The sequence below is a fragment of the Tepidibacter sp. genome (assembly GCF_025210165.1).
In the GTDB taxonomy this organism is placed as follows: Bacteria; Bacillota; Clostridia; order Peptostreptococcales; family Peptostreptococcaceae; genus Tepidibacter_A.
Genome location: NZ_JAOASI010000055.1, coordinates 1 through 15,499 on the forward strand (window position 1 = coordinate 1; position 15,499 = coordinate 15,499).

Here is a 15,499-nt window from a genome sequence, read left to right on the forward strand (position 1 = left end):
AATTAAACAATACATGACTTATTATAATAACTATAGATATCAGTGGGGATTAAAGAAGATGACTCCTGTCCAATACAGAAATCATCTTCTTAATGTAGCATAGTCTTTTTTAAATTGTCCTTTACAAAGGGTACAGATTATTATTTTAATAAGCTTCATTTTATCTTACCCAAATAAACGAAGTAATACTCCAGCTGCAACAGCTGAACCTATAACTCCAGCAACATTTGGTCCCATAGCGTGCATCAAAAGGAAGTTTCCTGGATTTGCTTGTTGTCCTACCTTATTAGAAACCCTTGCAGCCATAGGTACTGCTGATACTCCAGCTGAGCCTATAAGTGGATTTATAGGATCTTTAGAGAATTTATTCATTATTTTAGCCAGTATAACACCACTTGCAGTTCCTACACAAAAAGCTATAACTCCAAGTGCAAATATCTTTAATGTTTGAACAGTTATAAATGCCTCTCCTGTTGCAGTAGCACCGACTGTGATTCCTAAGAATATAGTTACTATATTCATAAGCTCATTTGATGCAGTCTTTGATAATCTATCAGTAACTCCAGATTCTCTCAATAAATTACCAAACATTAACATCCCTATCAAAGTAGAAGCAGATGGTAATATTAAAGAAACTATTATAGTAACCATTACTGGAAATATTATTTTTTCTTTTTTAGATACTGGTCTTAATTGATTCATAACTATATTTCTTTCTTCCTCAGTAGTTAACGCTCTCATAATGGGTGGTTGAATTATAGGAACTAATGCCATATAAGAATAAGCTGCAACCGCTATTGTCCCTAGTAACTCTGGTTTTAATATCGAAGTTAAATATATAGATGTTGGTCCATCTGCTCCTCCTATTATAGCTATTGATGATGCTGCTTGAGCATCAAATCCTAAAAGTATAGCACCTATAAATGTGAAGAATATACCAAACTGAGCAGCAGCTCCTAAAAGTAAACTTTTAGGATTAGCTATTAATGGAGCAAAATCAGTCATAGCTCCAACACCCATAAATATTAAAGGAGGAAATATACCGAGTTCATCTCCTTGATATAAATAATAAAGAAGTCCTCCTGGAAACTTATTCTTAATATCAACAGACCAGATTCCTTGCTGTGCCTGTAGAGCTGCCTCTTTAGTATCTATAGGATTTATATTCAAAAGTGTCTGAGGATGACTCATAATATCTGATAAAGGCAAATTCGTAAGAATCATACCAAATGCTATTGGAACCAATAAAAGAGGCTCAAATTCTTTATTTATAGCTAGATACAACAAAAAACAACCTACAACAATCATTATTATCTGCTTATAGTACATTCCAAAGTCTGTAATAACATTGTATATGCCTGTACTTTGTATAAAATTAAATACAACTTCTCCCATTGAGTAATCCCCCTTTCCTACTTTTTTAAGAGATACCTATAATAATCTCACCTGCACTTACAGATGATCCTTTAGTTACATGAATATCTTCAACAACTCCATCTGTTGGTGACATTATCTCATTTTCCATCTTCATAGCTTCAAGTATTAAAAGAACTTGCCCTTTAGCAACACTATCTCCTTTATTCACTTTTATATCATTTATTGTTCCAGGCATAGGAGCTTTTACTGTATTAGTAGAGTTTGAGTTAGCAGATATAGTTTTATTTACCTTGACTTCTTTTACAGGAATATTCTTTTCTACCTTTGGTTCAATTACTTTGGATTTATTAACAGCTTCCTTTATTTCTTCTACCTCAACTTCATAAGAAACTCCATTTACCTTAACATTAAATTTTTTTATCATATTCATATCCTCCTAGCATTGAACTCATTTGCTCTATTCTTCCAAGCTTTGACCAAGCATTATCACTATTTTCACTTCTTTTTATCTTCTTAATAATAATATTATTAGTAGTGGTATTTAAAGCACTAGCTACAGCTGCACTTATTGCTGCTACTATTTCTTTATCATCTTGATTATATTCTATACTTTGTTTTAAATCTTCCTTTATAATCACTTCTTCTTTTTTATAATCTAAGCTAGATCTTGTCATTATTTTTACAGCAGCCATTATAATCATAAGAACCACAAATACTATAATCATAGAAAGCAGTGTAACAACCAAGCTAGCGATTAATTGCTCGGATTTAGTAAGTAATGTTATGTCATTTTTCATTACATCTAATAAATTAGTCAAATTCATAGTTTCACCCTCTTATTTTAAAGTGGAATATTTCCATGTTTCTTAGGAGGTCTGCTTTCTCTTTTTGATTTTAGAACATCAAAAGCATCACAAAGTCTAATTCTAGTCAAAGATGGTTGTATAACATCATCTACAAAGCCTCTTTGAGCTGCTTGATACGGATTTGCAAATTCATCTCTATATTGCTTAACTTTTTCAGTTCTAACTGAAGCAGGATCATCAGAGGCTTTTATATCTTTTCTAAATATTATATTAGCTGCTCCATCTGGACCCATAACTGCAATTTCAGCACTTGGCCAAGCATATACAATATCAGCTCCTAAGTCCTTAGAGCACATAGCAAGATAAGATCCGCCATAAGCTTTTCTCGTTATTATAGTTACCTTTGGAACTGTAGCTTCACTATATGCATAAAGCATCTTCGCTCCATGTCTAATTACCCCCCCATACTCTTGAGATGTACCAGGTAAGAACCCAGGAACATCTACAAAGTTCAAAATAGGTACATTAAAAGCATCACAAGTTCTTATAAATCTAGAAGCTTTATCAGATGCATTTATATCAATACATCCTGCCATATACATTGGTTGATTACCTATTATTCCTACTGATTCTCCATTAATTCTTGCAAAACCCGTAAGTATGTTTCTTGCAAAATAAGGTTGAACTTCAAAAAAATCACCATCATCAACTATATTTTTTATTATGTCTTTCATATCGTATGGCTTATTTGAATTATCTGGCATGATGGTATCTAGGATATCTATTTTTTCATTAACATTATCACACTCTAATATAGGAGCTTTTTCTAAATTATTTGAAGGCAAAAAGCTAAGCAATTTTCTAATACCCATTATACAGTCTTCATCAGATTCAGATACAAAGTGTGCAACCCCTGATGTAGAATTGTGAGTCATAGCTCCACCAAGATCTTGTGCACTAACTTCTTCTCCTGTAACCGTTTTTATAACTTGAGGACCTGTTATAAACATCTGGCTAGTTTTATCGACCATAAATATAAAATCAGTAAGAGCTGGTGAATATACTGCTCCTCCTGCACAAGGTCCCATTATAGCAGATATTTGAGGAACAACACCTGATGCTATAGTATTTTTATAAAATACTTTTCCATATCCAGCTAAAGCATCTACTCCCTCTTGAATTCTAGCTCCACCAGAATCATTAAGTCCTACTATTGGTGCTCCCATTTTAAGAGCCATATCCATAATTTTTTCCATTTTCTTAGCATGCATCTCTCCAAGAGATCCTCCTAAAACAGTAAAATCTTGAGCAAATGCATAAACCAACCTACCTTCTACCTTGCCATATCCCGTTACTACCCCTTCTCCAGGAGCATCTACTTTATCCATCCCAAAATGATTACATCTATGTTTTACAAAAGCATCTAACTCAATAAAAGTTCCTTCATCAAATAGTATATTAAGTCTTTCTCTTGCTGTAAGCTTTCCAGAGTCATGCTGTTTTTGTATCCTTTTTTCTCCTCCACCAAGCTCAATTTTAGCTCTTTTTTCTAAAAGAATATCCAGCTTATTTTGTGACATTATTAGATTCCCCCTTCTAATCTCTTTGGCTTAGTTCAAGTAATATACCATGAGTACTCTTTGGATGACAAAATGCAATTTTTGCTCCACCTGCTCCATATCTAGGCTTTTCATCTATCATTCTATATCCCTTTTCCTTAACCTCTTCTATAGCCTTTTCTATATCATCAACCCTCACAGCTATATGCTGAAGTCCATTTCTTCCACCATTCTTTTCAATAAACTTAGCTATGGGTCCATCCTCAGAAGTTGACTCTAAAAGTTCAATTTCAGTATCTCCAACAGGTAAAAATGCAACCTTAACCTTTTGATCTTCAACAACTTCAGTTCCCTCACATTTTATACCAAGAACATCCTCATAAAACTTTAAAGTCTCATCAAGATTATTAACAGCTATACCTATATGATCAACTCTACTTATATTCATATTAAGATCCCCCTTGTTATAATTAGTTATCAATTAAAATTTTAATTTTCCTTTATTATCCTATTAAATATCTTCTCACTAACAGTATAAGGGTCAAGTTCTTTACTTAATGTCTTAATTATCATTCCTTCTACTTCTTTTTCATTTTGTATATTTTGAATCTCTTTTTCTATTTTTCTATGTATTATTTCTCTTATCTCAGACTTATTTCTCTTAAGTACTTTACTTTTTAAAATATCATTTTTTTCTTGATGATTTTTATGATTCATAATATTTCGAAGTAATTCATCTACTCCACTTCCATCATTTGCAACAGCCATTGAAACAGGAGGTCTAAACTCCCAATCCTTCTTAAAATCCAACATCATCTCTATCTCAAGTAAAGTTCTTTTAGCCCCATCTTTATCAGCTTTATTGACAACGAATACATCTCCAATTTCCATAACGCCTGCTTTTATAGCCTGTATATCATCCCCAAGACCAGGTACCATAACCATGACTGTAGTATCAGCAGTTTTAACTATATCAACCTCTGATTGTCCAACACCTACAGTTTCAACAAATATATAATCACACCCATAAGCATCCATAACTTTTATTGCACCATAAGTAGCCTTAGACAGTCCCCCTAAATATCCTCTAGTCCCCATAGACCTTATAAAAACATCTGGATCCAAGTTTAAATCACTCATTCTTATTCTATCTCCAAGTATAGCTCCCTTAGAAAAGGGGCTAGTTGGATCTATTGCTATAATTCCAATCTTTTTATCCAATTTTCTAAGTTTTTTCACCAATTTATCAGTTAAAGTTGATTTGCCTGCTCCTGGAGGGCCTGTTATACCTATAACATAAGCTCCCTTGGTATTTTTATGTATTTCTTTTAGTATATCAAAGTAACCTTCTTGTTCATTTTCTATTATAGAAATAAGCCTAGCACAAGCTCTCTTATTCCCTTTTAATAAGCTGTTTATCAAATCCATATTTTCACAACCTTGCTAAACCATTGATTTCTTTAAATTTGCTTTTATAAATTCTATAGTTGTTGTCGTCGTTGTACCTGGAGTAAATACCTCTGCTATTCCATTTTCTTTAAGATATGGAATATCTTCATCAGGAATAACACCTCCACCAATCACAAGCATATCATCATAAACTTCTTCTTCTTTTAAAAGTTTAACAACTTTAGGAAGAAGATGGTTATGAGCACCAGATAAAATACTCATTGCAACAACGTCTACATCTTCTTGAATTGCAGTTTGAACAATCTGCTCAGGTGTTTGTCTAAGTCCTGTATATATAACCTCCATACCAGCATCTCTAAAGGCTCTGGCTATAACTTTTGCTCCTCTATCATGCCCATCAAGTCCGGGCTTTGCAACTAATACTCTTATAGGTCTCATATTATTTCTTCCCCCTTTGTACTATATCATTACACTTTGTTTATATTCGCCAAATTCATCTCTCATAACATCACATATCTCTCCAAGTGTTGAATACGAATTAACCGCATCAAGAATGTAAGGCATTAAATTATCATCACTTTTACAAGCCTTTCTTAAATCTTCTAAATTTTTCTTAACAATATCATTATCTCTTCTATCTTTTAACTCTTTTAATTTTTCACACTTTCTTTGACCAACACTAGGATCTACTCTTAAAAGATCCTTTGGTGCTTCTTCTTCTACTTTAAATTTGTTCATACCAACTATTATTCTCTCATCATTTTCTATTTCTTTTTGGTATCTATACGCACTCTCCATTATCTCCTGTTGCATATACCCCTTATCTATAGCATTTGGAGACCCACCAAGATTATCTATCTTTTCTATTAATTTCATAGCTTCTTTCTCTATTTTATTAGTTAAGCTTTCAACATAATAAGATCCTGCAAGTGGGTCTATAGTATCTGCTACTCCACTTTCATGAGCTACTATTTGTTGAGTTCTAAGTGCCGTTCTTACAGAATCTTCAGTAGGAAGAGCAAGTGCTTCATCCTTAGAATTAGTATGAAGAGACTGAGTTCCTCCCATAACTGCTGCAAGAGTTTGAATAGCAACACGAACTATATTATTTTCAGGTTGTTGAGCAGTAAGAGTTGATCCTCCTGTTTGAGTATGGAACTTAAGCATTAACGATTTTTCTTTTTTAGCTTTAAATCTTTCATTCATGATTCTAGCCCAAAGTCTTCTTGCCGCTCTATACTTACTAACTTCTTCAAACAAATCATTATGAGCATTAAAGAAGAACGAAAGTCTTGGGGCAAAATCATCTACATTAAGACCTGCATCTATAGCCGCATTTACATAAGCTATTCCATTAGATAAAGTAAATGCTACTTCCTGAATAGCAGTAGACCCTGCTTCTCTTATGTGATATCCAGATATGCTTATTGTATTCCATTTAGGAACATTCTTAGAACAATATTCAAATATATTAGTTATAAGTCTCATAGAAGGTTTCGTTGGGAATATATAGGTTCCTCTTGCAACATATTCCTTAAGTATATCATTTTGAATAGTACCTCTTAATTTATCCATTCCAACGCCCTGCTTTTGGGCAACCGCTATATACATAGCAAGTAAAACAGATGCTGGTGCATTTATAGTCATAGATGTTGAAACTTTATCAAGAGGAATTCCATCAAACAATATTTCCATATCTTCAAGAGAATCTATTGCAACTCCAACCTTTCCAACTTCTCCCTCAGAAATAGGATCATCTGAATCATATCCCATCTGAGTAGGAAGATCAAATGCAACTGATAAGCCCATAGAACCTTGATCTATTAAGTATTTGTATCTCTTGTTTGACTCTTCTGCTGTTGCAAAACCAGCATACATTCTCATAGTCCAAAATTTACCTCTATACATGGTAGGCTGTACTCCCCTAGTAAAAGGGTACTGTCCCGGAAATCCTAAATCATCATAATTAATATCCTCTACATCCAGAGGAGTATATAATCGTTTTACTTCTTCATTTGACCCTGATAAAAACTGAGATTTTCTTTCCCCAAATCTTAATAAAGCTTTTTCTAATTTTTCTTCTTCCCACTTCTTAAAACAATTCTTTAATTTATCATTACAACTCATCAAATTCGCCCCCTTATATCTGATTATGAAAGTTTATGATTTTAAAATTTCAAAATTGCATACTTGTGAATTTAAAATTGCACGTCCACTTAATTACTTTCTACATTTTTTACCTAAATCCTTCTTATTTTGTTGTAATTTTAAAACTTTTTAGACAATTTGAATTTTAAAAGTACATGCTTTAAATTATATGAAATATATAAATATATATTTCATATAATTTTTTACAAAAAAATAAGGTTGAGAAATCTCAACCTTATTCATTGTCATCTTCTTTATCAAGAGATATTTCATTGTAATCTTCAAGTGATAGTTCTTTGTTAAATGCTTGTTTAAACTGTTCTGCATCCAATGTTTCATATTTTAAAAGACACTTAGCAACATAATGAAGATTATCTATATTCTCACTTAATAGCTTTTTAGTTTTGTTGTAAGCTTCATCTACTATTCCACTTATTTCTCTATCAATTTCTGATGCTACTTCTTCAGAGTAATTTCTCTTAGATGTAAAATCTCTTCCTAAGAATACCTCATCAGAATTATCACCAAACGTCATAGGTCCTAATTTTTCACTCATACCATATCTTGTAACCATAGCTCTTGCTGTTTGAGATACTCTATCTAAATCATTTTGAGCTCCAGTTGATATATCATCAAGCACAAGGTACTCTGCAACTCTTCCTCCAAGAAGTACAATAAGATTTTCCTGCATTTGCATCTTAGTAGCATAGTTCTTATCTTCTTTTGGAAGCTGCATAGTGAAGCCTCCTGCTCTTCCTCTAGGTATTATAGTAACCTGATGTACAGGATCTGTATTAGGAAGAAGTTGAGCTGCAACTGCATGACCAGCCTCATGATATGCTGTTAGCTTTCTTTCTTTTTCACTTATTACTCTAGTCTTTTTAGCAGGACCAGCTATAACCTTAGTAATAGATTCTTCTATAGTATCCATCTTTATAGTCTTTTCTCTTTTTCTAGCAGTTAATATAGCTGCTTCATTCATAAGATTTTCTATATCTGCTGGAGTAAATCCAGGAGTTCTTCTAGCTAAAACCTTTAAATTAACATCGTCTGATAACGGTTTATTTTTTGCATGAACCTTAAGTATAGCTTCTCTACCTTTAACATCAGGTGCTCCTACAGTTACTTGTCTATCAAATCTACCTGGTCTAAGTAAAGCTGGATCTAATATATCTGGTCTATTTGTAGCTGCCATTATTATTATACCTTCATTAACTCCAAATCCATCCATCTCAACTAGAAGTTGATTTAAAGTTTGTTCTCTTTCGTCATGACCTCCACCAAGGCCCGCTCCTCTTTTTCTACCCACAGCATCTATTTCATCTATAAATATAATACATGGAGAATTTTTCTTAGCTTGTTCAAATAAATCTCTAACTCTAGATGCTCCTACTCCTACGAACATCTCAACAAAGTCTGAACCACTTATACTAAAAAATGGTACTCCAGCCTCTCCTGCAACAGCTCTTGAAAGATACGTTTTACCAGTTCCAGGAGGTCCAACCATTAATATTCCTTTAGGTATTCTAGCTCCAAGATCAATATATCTTTTAGGGCTTTTAAGAAAATCTACCACTTCTTGAAGATCTTCTTTTTCTTCTTCAAGACCAGCTACATCATCAAATGTAACCTTATTTTTCTCATCACCTTTATGAAGTTTGGCTTTTGACTTTCCAAAATTCATAACACGGCTTCCACCACCCTGTGATTGCTGCATAAATACAAACCAAAATACTACAAATATAAGTATCATAAATATTGATGGTAGTATTTCAAAGAACCAAGGCGTCTGAGGTTCTGGCTTTCCTACAAGTACAAGTTTTCTTTGTGTAACTTGTTCTAAAATAATATCTGAAAGATTTTCTTTGCTCACTGGATACGGTACATAAGATTTAAAGTGTGTGTTAGTACTCTTTATCGTTCCCTCTATTATCTCGTCTGTAAATGTAAGTTCTGATATATTTTCTTTAACTAATTCCTGATAAACCAAAGAAAAATCTAAATTTTCTACTCCCTTTCCAGGTTTATCAAGAGTTTGGACTATTGAAACTATTATTATAAATACAAGCAAATAAAAAGTTGCTCCTTTAAATAATCTCTTCAAATAGAGCCCTCCTTTCTCTCAGGTCAACAATTTTAGTTTATTCTATCATAAATAAAACACCAATACAATACAACAAGGTTATATACTCTACTTGTATTGATATTGAAATTATAAAGCTTTAAAGCTTATCCTTAAAACATTCCTAGTATTTGATTCTATTTTATAATCTTCACTCATTCTATGTCCTATAACCCACATGATTCCATTTTCATCAGATAAAATCGGAATCAAATCTCTCTCTTCTTTGGGTATTTTTAAATCTATAAACAAGTCTTTTATTTTTTTACTTCCCCCCAATCCTAGTAATTTGATTTTGTCCCCATTTCTTCTATTTCTTATACTCAGATTTCCTTTAATCTTATCAGCATCAAAGAATTTAATATATTTGTCGCTTTTAGATTTTTGATATTCGTCAATATTTAATATTTTACTCTCAACGATAGTATTTGATTCCTTTATTTTTATATATCCACTTTTAGGAATAATATAATCGTAGCTTATTTTCTCTTCTACAAGATCTTCATCTGTAAATATTATACTTGTATTCTTTTTATATACTAATAGACCTTTTGGTAAATCTATTCTGAGGTTATTTTTATGTGAATTAATTAGATTATTTACATCTTGTATATGTTTTTGCTCTATTCCTTTTATATCTCCTAAAACAAAATCAATGCATTTTCTAATTATTCTATTTTTTAAAGCTTTATGAGTATTTATGAATTTATCTATATCAAGAGATATGGTATTATCTGATATTTTATTACATATATCATTAAATGATTTATTTGATTCTTCCATTATAAAGTCACTATCATCTTTTAATAAATTTGTCATTCTTGATATAGATTCCTTTAAATTTGGATTGAAATTTTCAACCATATACGGGATTAACTTCAGCCTTATTTTATTTCTAGTATATATTTCTTCTAAATTAGTTTGGTCTATTCTAGGAGCTAAGTTATTCTGCTCACAATATTTTTCTATATCCTCTCTATCTATATCAAGTAGAGGTCTTATAATTCCATCTTCTCTTTTATACTGTATTCCCTTTAACCCTTGAAGTCCAGTTCCTCTCATAATTCTCATTATAACAGTTTCTGCTTGATCGTTTATATTTTGAGCAATGGCTATCTTATCTGCTGATATTTTTTCTTTTATTTCAAAAAACATATTATATCTTAATATTCTAGCCCCTTCTTCCAATGAAACTCCTTTTTCCTTACAATAAGCCGGAACATCTATTGCTCTTATAAAACATGGTACTCTTATAATGTCACATATCTTTGCTACATACATCGCATCCTTTTGAGCTTCAATTCCCCTTATTTTATGATTTAAATGAGCTGCATATATCTTTATATTAAATTCATCTTTTAAATAATTTAGTATATGAAGCATACATATAGAGTCTGGTCCTCCCGAAACCCCTAGTATTATTTTATCCCCATCATTGACTAAATTATACTTTTTAATTGTATCTCTAACTTTATTTATAATCATTATATATCCCTCTTATTTTTTATGCTTTTTATATAGTATCTATTAATATCCTTATACAAATCTATATTATTCATACATTGAATATAAAATTTGCTATTAAAACTATTATTCCTTCTGTAGTACTCCTTAGTTTCAAAATGGCCCATATTATAATCGTTAAGTATCATTTTGTAGTCATCTTTATAAATATTAGTTAAATAATAAAAATAAATTCCATTTGTATATACTTCTTTATATTCATGCGATTTTCCTTGTATATTTTTATTTATTAATTGTTTATATTCATCCGGAAGTATAGAGTATATATATTCATATGATATCAGACCCCAATAATCTTCTGTTTTCATAGCAGATATGTAATAGTCATATCTTAATTCTAATTCTTTCATGAGGTCAAGTATTGCCTGTATCTCATCAGCTTTAAGGTGAGAATGCTTTTTTATTTTATAATACATCACTTTTTCATTGTGTTCTAAATTATCAATTTTGTTTTTATCTACATTAGATATAATGGATATATATGGGAATCCTTCGATTTCTTCTTTAAATTTTTTATCCATGCTTTTTATTATTCCCAAACTATTCAATGTATACATTAATTTTTCATCACCTTCAAATTGTAAGAATAAAATAAAAGATGATGTAGTTAACAATGCAACCATTAATATACCTAAAACAACAGAAATTCCCATTTTATTTTCATTGGACTTCAAATGAACCACCTCATATAACGATAATTTTTATCATATTTGTTCATAATTATAATAACAAATAAAAACGATAAAAGGTAGTATAAATTGAACTACTTTTTATCGTTTTTTGTTATCTTCTAATTTATTTGTATATTTATAGAATTTTTTCCTTCAAATAATCCAGTTATGTTCAAATCATACTCTATTGTTATATCAATGTCTCTGTATGAATCAATATTATTAATTTGTATTTTTTTAGTTACAATTTCCATTGGAAAACTTCCATGAGGAGTTCTATATAGTGTTTTAAATCTTTTTCCTAATTCAAATACTAATTCTGAATTATTTCTACCCATTTTTTTTATAATTATACAGTCTTTACTTATTTTCAATCTACTAGTGGTTCCCTTCATACCTGATATTTCAGATTCCTCATATATTACATACGTACAATTATTTTTTAAATACAGTTTACCCTCTGTTATTAATTCTATATTATCCTTATTCCCTTTAAAGTTCATTTGAATGGTATTTATTTTTATTAAAACATTTTCTCCCATTTAATCCTCCTCATTTAAACTCTCTTAGCCAGTTTTTCATCATGTCTTTTTATAGCTAAATTTATAAGTTCATCTATTAGCTTATCATATGAAATCCCTGTATTTTCCCATAGTTTAGGATACATACTTATATTTGTAAATCCTGGCATAGTATTTATCTCATTTATATATATGTTATTTGTCTCTTTTTCTACAAAGAAATCTACTCTTGAAAGACCACATCCATCAATTGCTTTAAAGGCCTTTATAGCCAAGTTTCTAATTTTTTCGCTTATATTTTGTTCTATTTTTGCAGGAATTATAAGTTTTGAAGATTGATTCATATACTTAGCTTCATAATCATAAAACTCTTTAGCAGGTATTATTTCTCCTGCAACCGAAGCTTTTATTTCTTCATTTCCTAAAACAGATACTTCTATCTCTTTTGCATTTACACCTTCTTCTAATACTACTCTCCTATCATATTCTAATGCCTCTTTTATTCCTTTTATTAATTCCTCTTTATTTTTCGCCTTTGATATTCCAACACTAGAGCCTAAATTTGCAGGCTTAATAAATATAGGATATAAAAGTATACTCTCTATTGATTTTAATTCTCCTTCTTCATTATTATTAAATTCCCATCTTGTAGTATAAGTATATTTAACTTGTGGTATATTTTCTTGTTCAAATACTTTTTTACAAACTAATTTATCCATTCCTACGCTAGATGCAAGTACATTACATCCAACATAAGCTATATTACTTATTTCAAATAACCCTTGAATAGATCCATCTTCTCCATATGGTCCATGTAAGACTGGAAATAAGACATCTATTTTCTTAAATGTATTATCATCAAATTCTATACCTACTTCTTTATTTAAGGTAGGTATCAAATTTATTTTCACATTTTTTCTAGCCTCTATTTCCCAACTTCCATCTTTTATTTTTTCTACATCGCCTTCATAATAAAGCCAATTTCCATTCTTAGTTATACCTATTGTATATACATTATACTTTTCCTTATTTATATATTTATATATAGAAGAAACTGATGATAAAGAAACCTCATGTTCTCCAGATTTTCCTCCAAATATTAAAGCTACATTGATTTTTTTCATAATAGCACCTTCTTTCAAAATATAGGTTATTTATCCGAAAGCTAAAAGTTCTAAATCTCCACCCTCTTAAGGCTAAATATAAGAACTTAACAGCTTCTAGAGTAAAAACTCCATCTAAATTAAGTTTCACTTTATAATCATATGCTATATACTACCTTTTGATTATATTTTATTTTAGCAAAAAAATAAAGAAGCAATAAGCTTCTTTATACTACATAGTTAATGTTCCATCTGGATTTTTTATTAATTCAAATATTTTTTGTTGTTTGCCTGTTATAGCATCTACATATATTAAGAAATCCCTTTCTTTATATTCCACTTTAAATTCATAACAAAGCTTTTCTTTTTTACCTTCAGTAGGTATAATAGTTAATTTAGTCTTTAATATTTTTGCTCCATCTATTATATTTTTACTAGCATCTTTAGGCTCAACCTCTGGTTTTCTTATTTTTCTATCATAATGACTAATTATATATCCTTGTGATTCAAGTCCTACTACCTCTCCATTATCAAGAGCAACCTTTACTTTGATTAAATCTGGATATATTGTAACATTGTCTTTTTTAGAGCAAAAATTAAATGTTATAGCTCCATTATTAGTAAGAGAATAAGTAGGAACCATATTGTTGTATTCACTCTCTTTCAAAAACTTTTTAGCTATATCAAGTGCCTTTTTCTTATCTATAGAAGGTTGTCCTATCTGTCTTGTATCTACCATCCATACTATTTTCCCAGCAGTCTGACTCACTGACAAACTTACATTCTCACTATTAAACATATATCCAGGAATAGAGTTGTTTTTTATTCTTCCACCGTAATTAAGTTCTTTTATTTTTTTATATTTAAGAAAATTTGAAGCTATTTCCTTAGCTTTATCCTTATCTATTTTATCTCCTTTAAGTCTAGGCTTTATATTTCCAACATGCTCTGAAAATGGACCATCATAGATAAGTTCTGGTGTTTCACCCATTCTCTCCTCTATTCTTATCATACTGGTTGCCATTATATTTGCATTTGACTTTTTCATTTTTTTATTTGCTTTTGCTGCAATGTCTGTAAACTGAATTTTATCCTTGGCTATTTCACTCTGTACTTTTGCTAATTCTTCTGATAGATATTTAGCACTTTTTTGAAGCTCTGATATCTTTTTTCTTTCCTTTTCATCTAGGTTTTTGTCATCTAAAGCTTCTTTAGCTAATGTTATAGTGTAATCTCCCAACTGAGTCAAAAACTTTTCAGTCTTTCCAATAGATTTGTGGTTAAGAGGAAGCTGAGCCATTTTATCTTGAGCTAAATAAGACTGACTCATTATATCTGTAAGAAGTATTATATTTTGCTTTGTGGAATTGCTTACATTCACCTTAGATAAATCAGATTGTATTGTATCTACATTGCCTATAACATCATAAAACATTCTTTGATATTGAGCATTTAAACTTCTTTTATATGCTGTTTTTTGAGAATATCCAGTCATTCCCCATAGGAAGCATACAACAAGTAAGCCCAATAAAATATTTGTTTTTTTCTTCAGATTCAAAATATCACTTCTTTCTAGTAAGTTTCTTTTGCAAACCAATGTTTACCTACTTTATATATAGGTTTTAATCTCCATATCCATTTACTTGTAGCTGTTGCAGGATTCCAATAGTATACAGCTCCACCTGTAGGGTCCCATCCATTAATAGCATCATTCGCAGCCTTTATACAGGACTGTGTTGGCTTCATATTTATCTGTCCATCATCAACTGCTGTAAATGCTCCTGGTTGATATACAACTCCAGCTATTGAGTGTGGGAATCTAGAATCTTTAATTCTATTTAAAATAACAGCCCCTACACTTACCTGCCCTATATAAGGTTCACCTCTAGCCTCTCCTGTTATAGCCTGAGACAATAGATATATCTCATCACTTCTAGATGTTGCCTTCTTTTTAGCTTGTATTCCAAGAGCTTTTTTAGTTGCATTCCCAACTATACCATCTTGTTTTAAATTATTCTTTTTTTGAAATTTTTTCACTGATTGATACATTTTATATCCATATACACCATCTACAGAACCATTGTAATATCCCCAGTTTTTAAGCTTAGTTTGAACAGTTTTAACTTCATCACCTTTTGAACCCCAGAATATATTAGCTTGTCCATATGATATATAATCATCTACATAAAATACTACACACGATAATGTTAATATAGAAATCAATGAAACTAATAATAGTATTTTTTTCAAAATAAATC

The 15,499-nt window shown here is 30.8% G+C and carries 16 protein-coding genes; 1 reads left to right on the forward strand and 15 read right to left on the reverse strand.

The genetic code is table 11. From position 1 onward, the window contains the following. Nucleotides 1-103 (forward strand): IS3 family transposase (locus N4A48_RS09435; protein WP_293663950.1); only part of this gene is annotated, 103 nt, incomplete at its 5' end. A 62-nt stretch (nt 104-165) separates the two neighbouring features. Here N4A48_RS09435 and N4A48_RS09440 read toward each other — a convergent pair. From N4A48_RS09440 to sleB, 15 genes are all read right to left on the reverse strand, one after another. After that, entirely contained in the window at nt 166-1,329 is a 1,164-nt protein-coding gene (locus N4A48_RS09440) for a sodium ion-translocating decarboxylase subunit beta (protein ID WP_293665700.1), read from the reverse strand. Between the two features lie 91 nt (nt 1,330-1,420). Next, the gene (locus N4A48_RS09445; RefSeq protein WP_293665659.1) at nt 1,421-1,801 is read right to left on the reverse strand and encodes a biotin/lipoyl-containing protein; all 381 of its coding nucleotides are present in this window, start codon (nt 1,799-1,801) and stop codon (nt 1,421-1,423) included. Then, the gene (locus N4A48_RS09450) at nt 1,785-2,201 is read right to left on the reverse strand and encodes an OadG family protein (protein ID WP_293665660.1); all 417 of its coding nucleotides are present in this window, start codon (nt 2,199-2,201) and stop codon (nt 1,785-1,787) included. Before N4A48_RS09450 ends, N4A48_RS09445 begins: the two co-directional genes overlap by 17 nt. A gap of 17 nt (nt 2,202-2,218) precedes the next feature. Then, nucleotides 2,219-3,763, reverse strand: coding sequence for an acyl-CoA carboxylase subunit beta (locus tag N4A48_RS09455; RefSeq protein ID WP_293665662.1), 1,545 nt, complete (start codon nt 3,761-3,763; stop codon nt 2,219-2,221). A 16-nt stretch (nt 3,764-3,779) separates the two neighbouring features. Then, the gene (gene mce, locus N4A48_RS09460) at nt 3,780-4,190 is read right to left on the reverse strand and encodes a methylmalonyl-CoA epimerase (protein ID WP_293665663.1); all 411 of its coding nucleotides are present in this window, start codon (nt 4,188-4,190) and stop codon (nt 3,780-3,782) included. 41 nt (nt 4,191-4,231) lie between these two features. Further along, nucleotides 4,232-5,170, reverse strand: a complete 939-nt coding sequence (meaB, locus tag N4A48_RS09465; protein WP_293665664.1) for a methylmalonyl Co-A mutase-associated GTPase MeaB — start codon at nt 5,168-5,170, stop codon at nt 4,232-4,234. Between the two features lie 15 nt (nt 5,171-5,185). Then, nucleotides 5,186-5,590, reverse strand: a complete 405-nt coding sequence (locus N4A48_RS09470; RefSeq protein WP_293665665.1) for a cobalamin B12-binding domain-containing protein — start codon at nt 5,588-5,590, stop codon at nt 5,186-5,188. A 21-nt stretch (nt 5,591-5,611) separates the two neighbouring features. Continuing rightward, nucleotides 5,612-7,279 (reverse strand): acyl-CoA mutase large subunit family protein, encoded by a 1,668-nt coding sequence (locus N4A48_RS09475; protein WP_293665666.1) that lies wholly within the window; start codon nt 7,277-7,279, stop codon nt 5,612-5,614. 256 nt (nt 7,280-7,535) lie between these two features. Next, complete coding sequence (gene ftsH, locus N4A48_RS09480) at nt 7,536-9,404, reverse strand: ATP-dependent zinc metalloprotease FtsH (protein WP_293665667.1); 1,869 nt, start codon at nt 9,402-9,404, stop codon at nt 7,536-7,538. Between the two features lie 108 nt (nt 9,405-9,512). Further along, nucleotides 9,513-10,907 (reverse strand): tRNA lysidine(34) synthetase TilS, encoded by a 1,395-nt coding sequence (gene tilS / locus N4A48_RS09485; protein ID WP_293665668.1) that lies wholly within the window; start codon nt 10,905-10,907, stop codon nt 9,513-9,515. After that, on the reverse strand, nt 10,907-11,620 hold the full coding sequence (locus N4A48_RS09490; RefSeq protein ID WP_293665669.1) for a hypothetical protein: 714 nt from the start codon (nt 11,618-11,620) through the stop codon (nt 10,907-10,909). Before N4A48_RS09490 ends, tilS begins: the two co-directional genes overlap by 1 nt. A 116-nt stretch (nt 11,621-11,736) precedes the next feature. Then, entirely contained in the window at nt 11,737-12,159 is a 423-nt protein-coding gene (locus N4A48_RS09495) for a DUF1934 domain-containing protein (protein ID WP_293665671.1), read from the reverse strand. 14 nt (nt 12,160-12,173) lie between these two features. Then, nucleotides 12,174-13,262, reverse strand: a complete 1,089-nt coding sequence (locus tag N4A48_RS09500) for a D-alanine--D-alanine ligase (protein WP_293665672.1) — start codon at nt 13,260-13,262, stop codon at nt 12,174-12,176. Between the two features lie 211 nt (nt 13,263-13,473). After that, nucleotides 13,474-14,838 (reverse strand): germination protein YpeB, encoded by a 1,365-nt coding sequence (gene ypeB / locus N4A48_RS09505; protein ID WP_293665673.1) that lies wholly within the window; start codon nt 14,836-14,838, stop codon nt 13,474-13,476. After that, on the reverse strand, nt 14,814-15,491 hold the full coding sequence (gene sleB, locus N4A48_RS09510) for a spore cortex-lytic enzyme (RefSeq protein ID WP_330665099.1): 678 nt from the start codon (nt 15,489-15,491) through the stop codon (nt 14,814-14,816). Before sleB ends, ypeB begins: the two co-directional genes overlap by 25 nt. Nucleotides 15,492-15,499: the final 8 nt, after the last annotated feature.

Excerpts from the sequence above, each read along its gene's own strand:
- tilS (WP_293665668.1), bottom strand. The coding sequence starts at position 10,907 with ATGATTATAAATAAAGTTAGAGATACAATTAAAAAGTATAATTTAGTC.
- mce (WP_293665663.1), bottom strand. The coding sequence starts at position 4,190 with ATGAATATAAGTAGAGTTGATCATATAGGTATAGCTGTTAATAATCTT.
- N4A48_RS09475 (WP_293665666.1), bottom strand. The coding sequence starts at position 7,279 with ATGAGTTGTAATGATAAATTAAAGAATTGTTTTAAGAAGTGGGAAGAA.
- N4A48_RS09450 (WP_293665660.1), bottom strand. The coding sequence starts at position 2,201 with ATGAATTTGACTAATTTATTAGATGTAATGAAAAATGACATAACATTA.
- N4A48_RS09440 (WP_293665700.1), bottom strand. The coding sequence starts at position 1,329 with ATGTACTATAAGCAGATAATAATGATTGTTGTAGGTTGTTTTTTGTTG.
- N4A48_RS09455 (WP_293665662.1), bottom strand. The coding sequence starts at position 3,763 with ATGTCACAAAATAAGCTGGATATTCTTTTAGAAAAAAGAGCTAAAATT.
- N4A48_RS09445 (WP_293665659.1), bottom strand. The coding sequence starts at position 1,801 with ATGATAAAAAAATTTAATGTTAAGGTAAATGGAGTTTCTTATGAAGTT.
- N4A48_RS09470 (WP_293665665.1), bottom strand. The coding sequence starts at position 5,590 with ATGAGACCTATAAGAGTATTAGTTGCAAAGCCCGGACTTGATGGGCAT.
- N4A48_RS09500 (WP_293665672.1), bottom strand. The coding sequence starts at position 13,262 with ATGAAAAAAATCAATGTAGCTTTAATATTTGGAGGAAAATCTGGAGAA.
- N4A48_RS09495 (WP_293665671.1), bottom strand. The coding sequence starts at position 12,159 with ATGGGAGAAAATGTTTTAATAAAAATAAATACCATTCAAATGAACTTT.
- meaB (WP_293665664.1), bottom strand. The coding sequence starts at position 5,170 with ATGGATTTGATAAACAGCTTATTAAAAGGGAATAAGAGAGCTTGTGCT.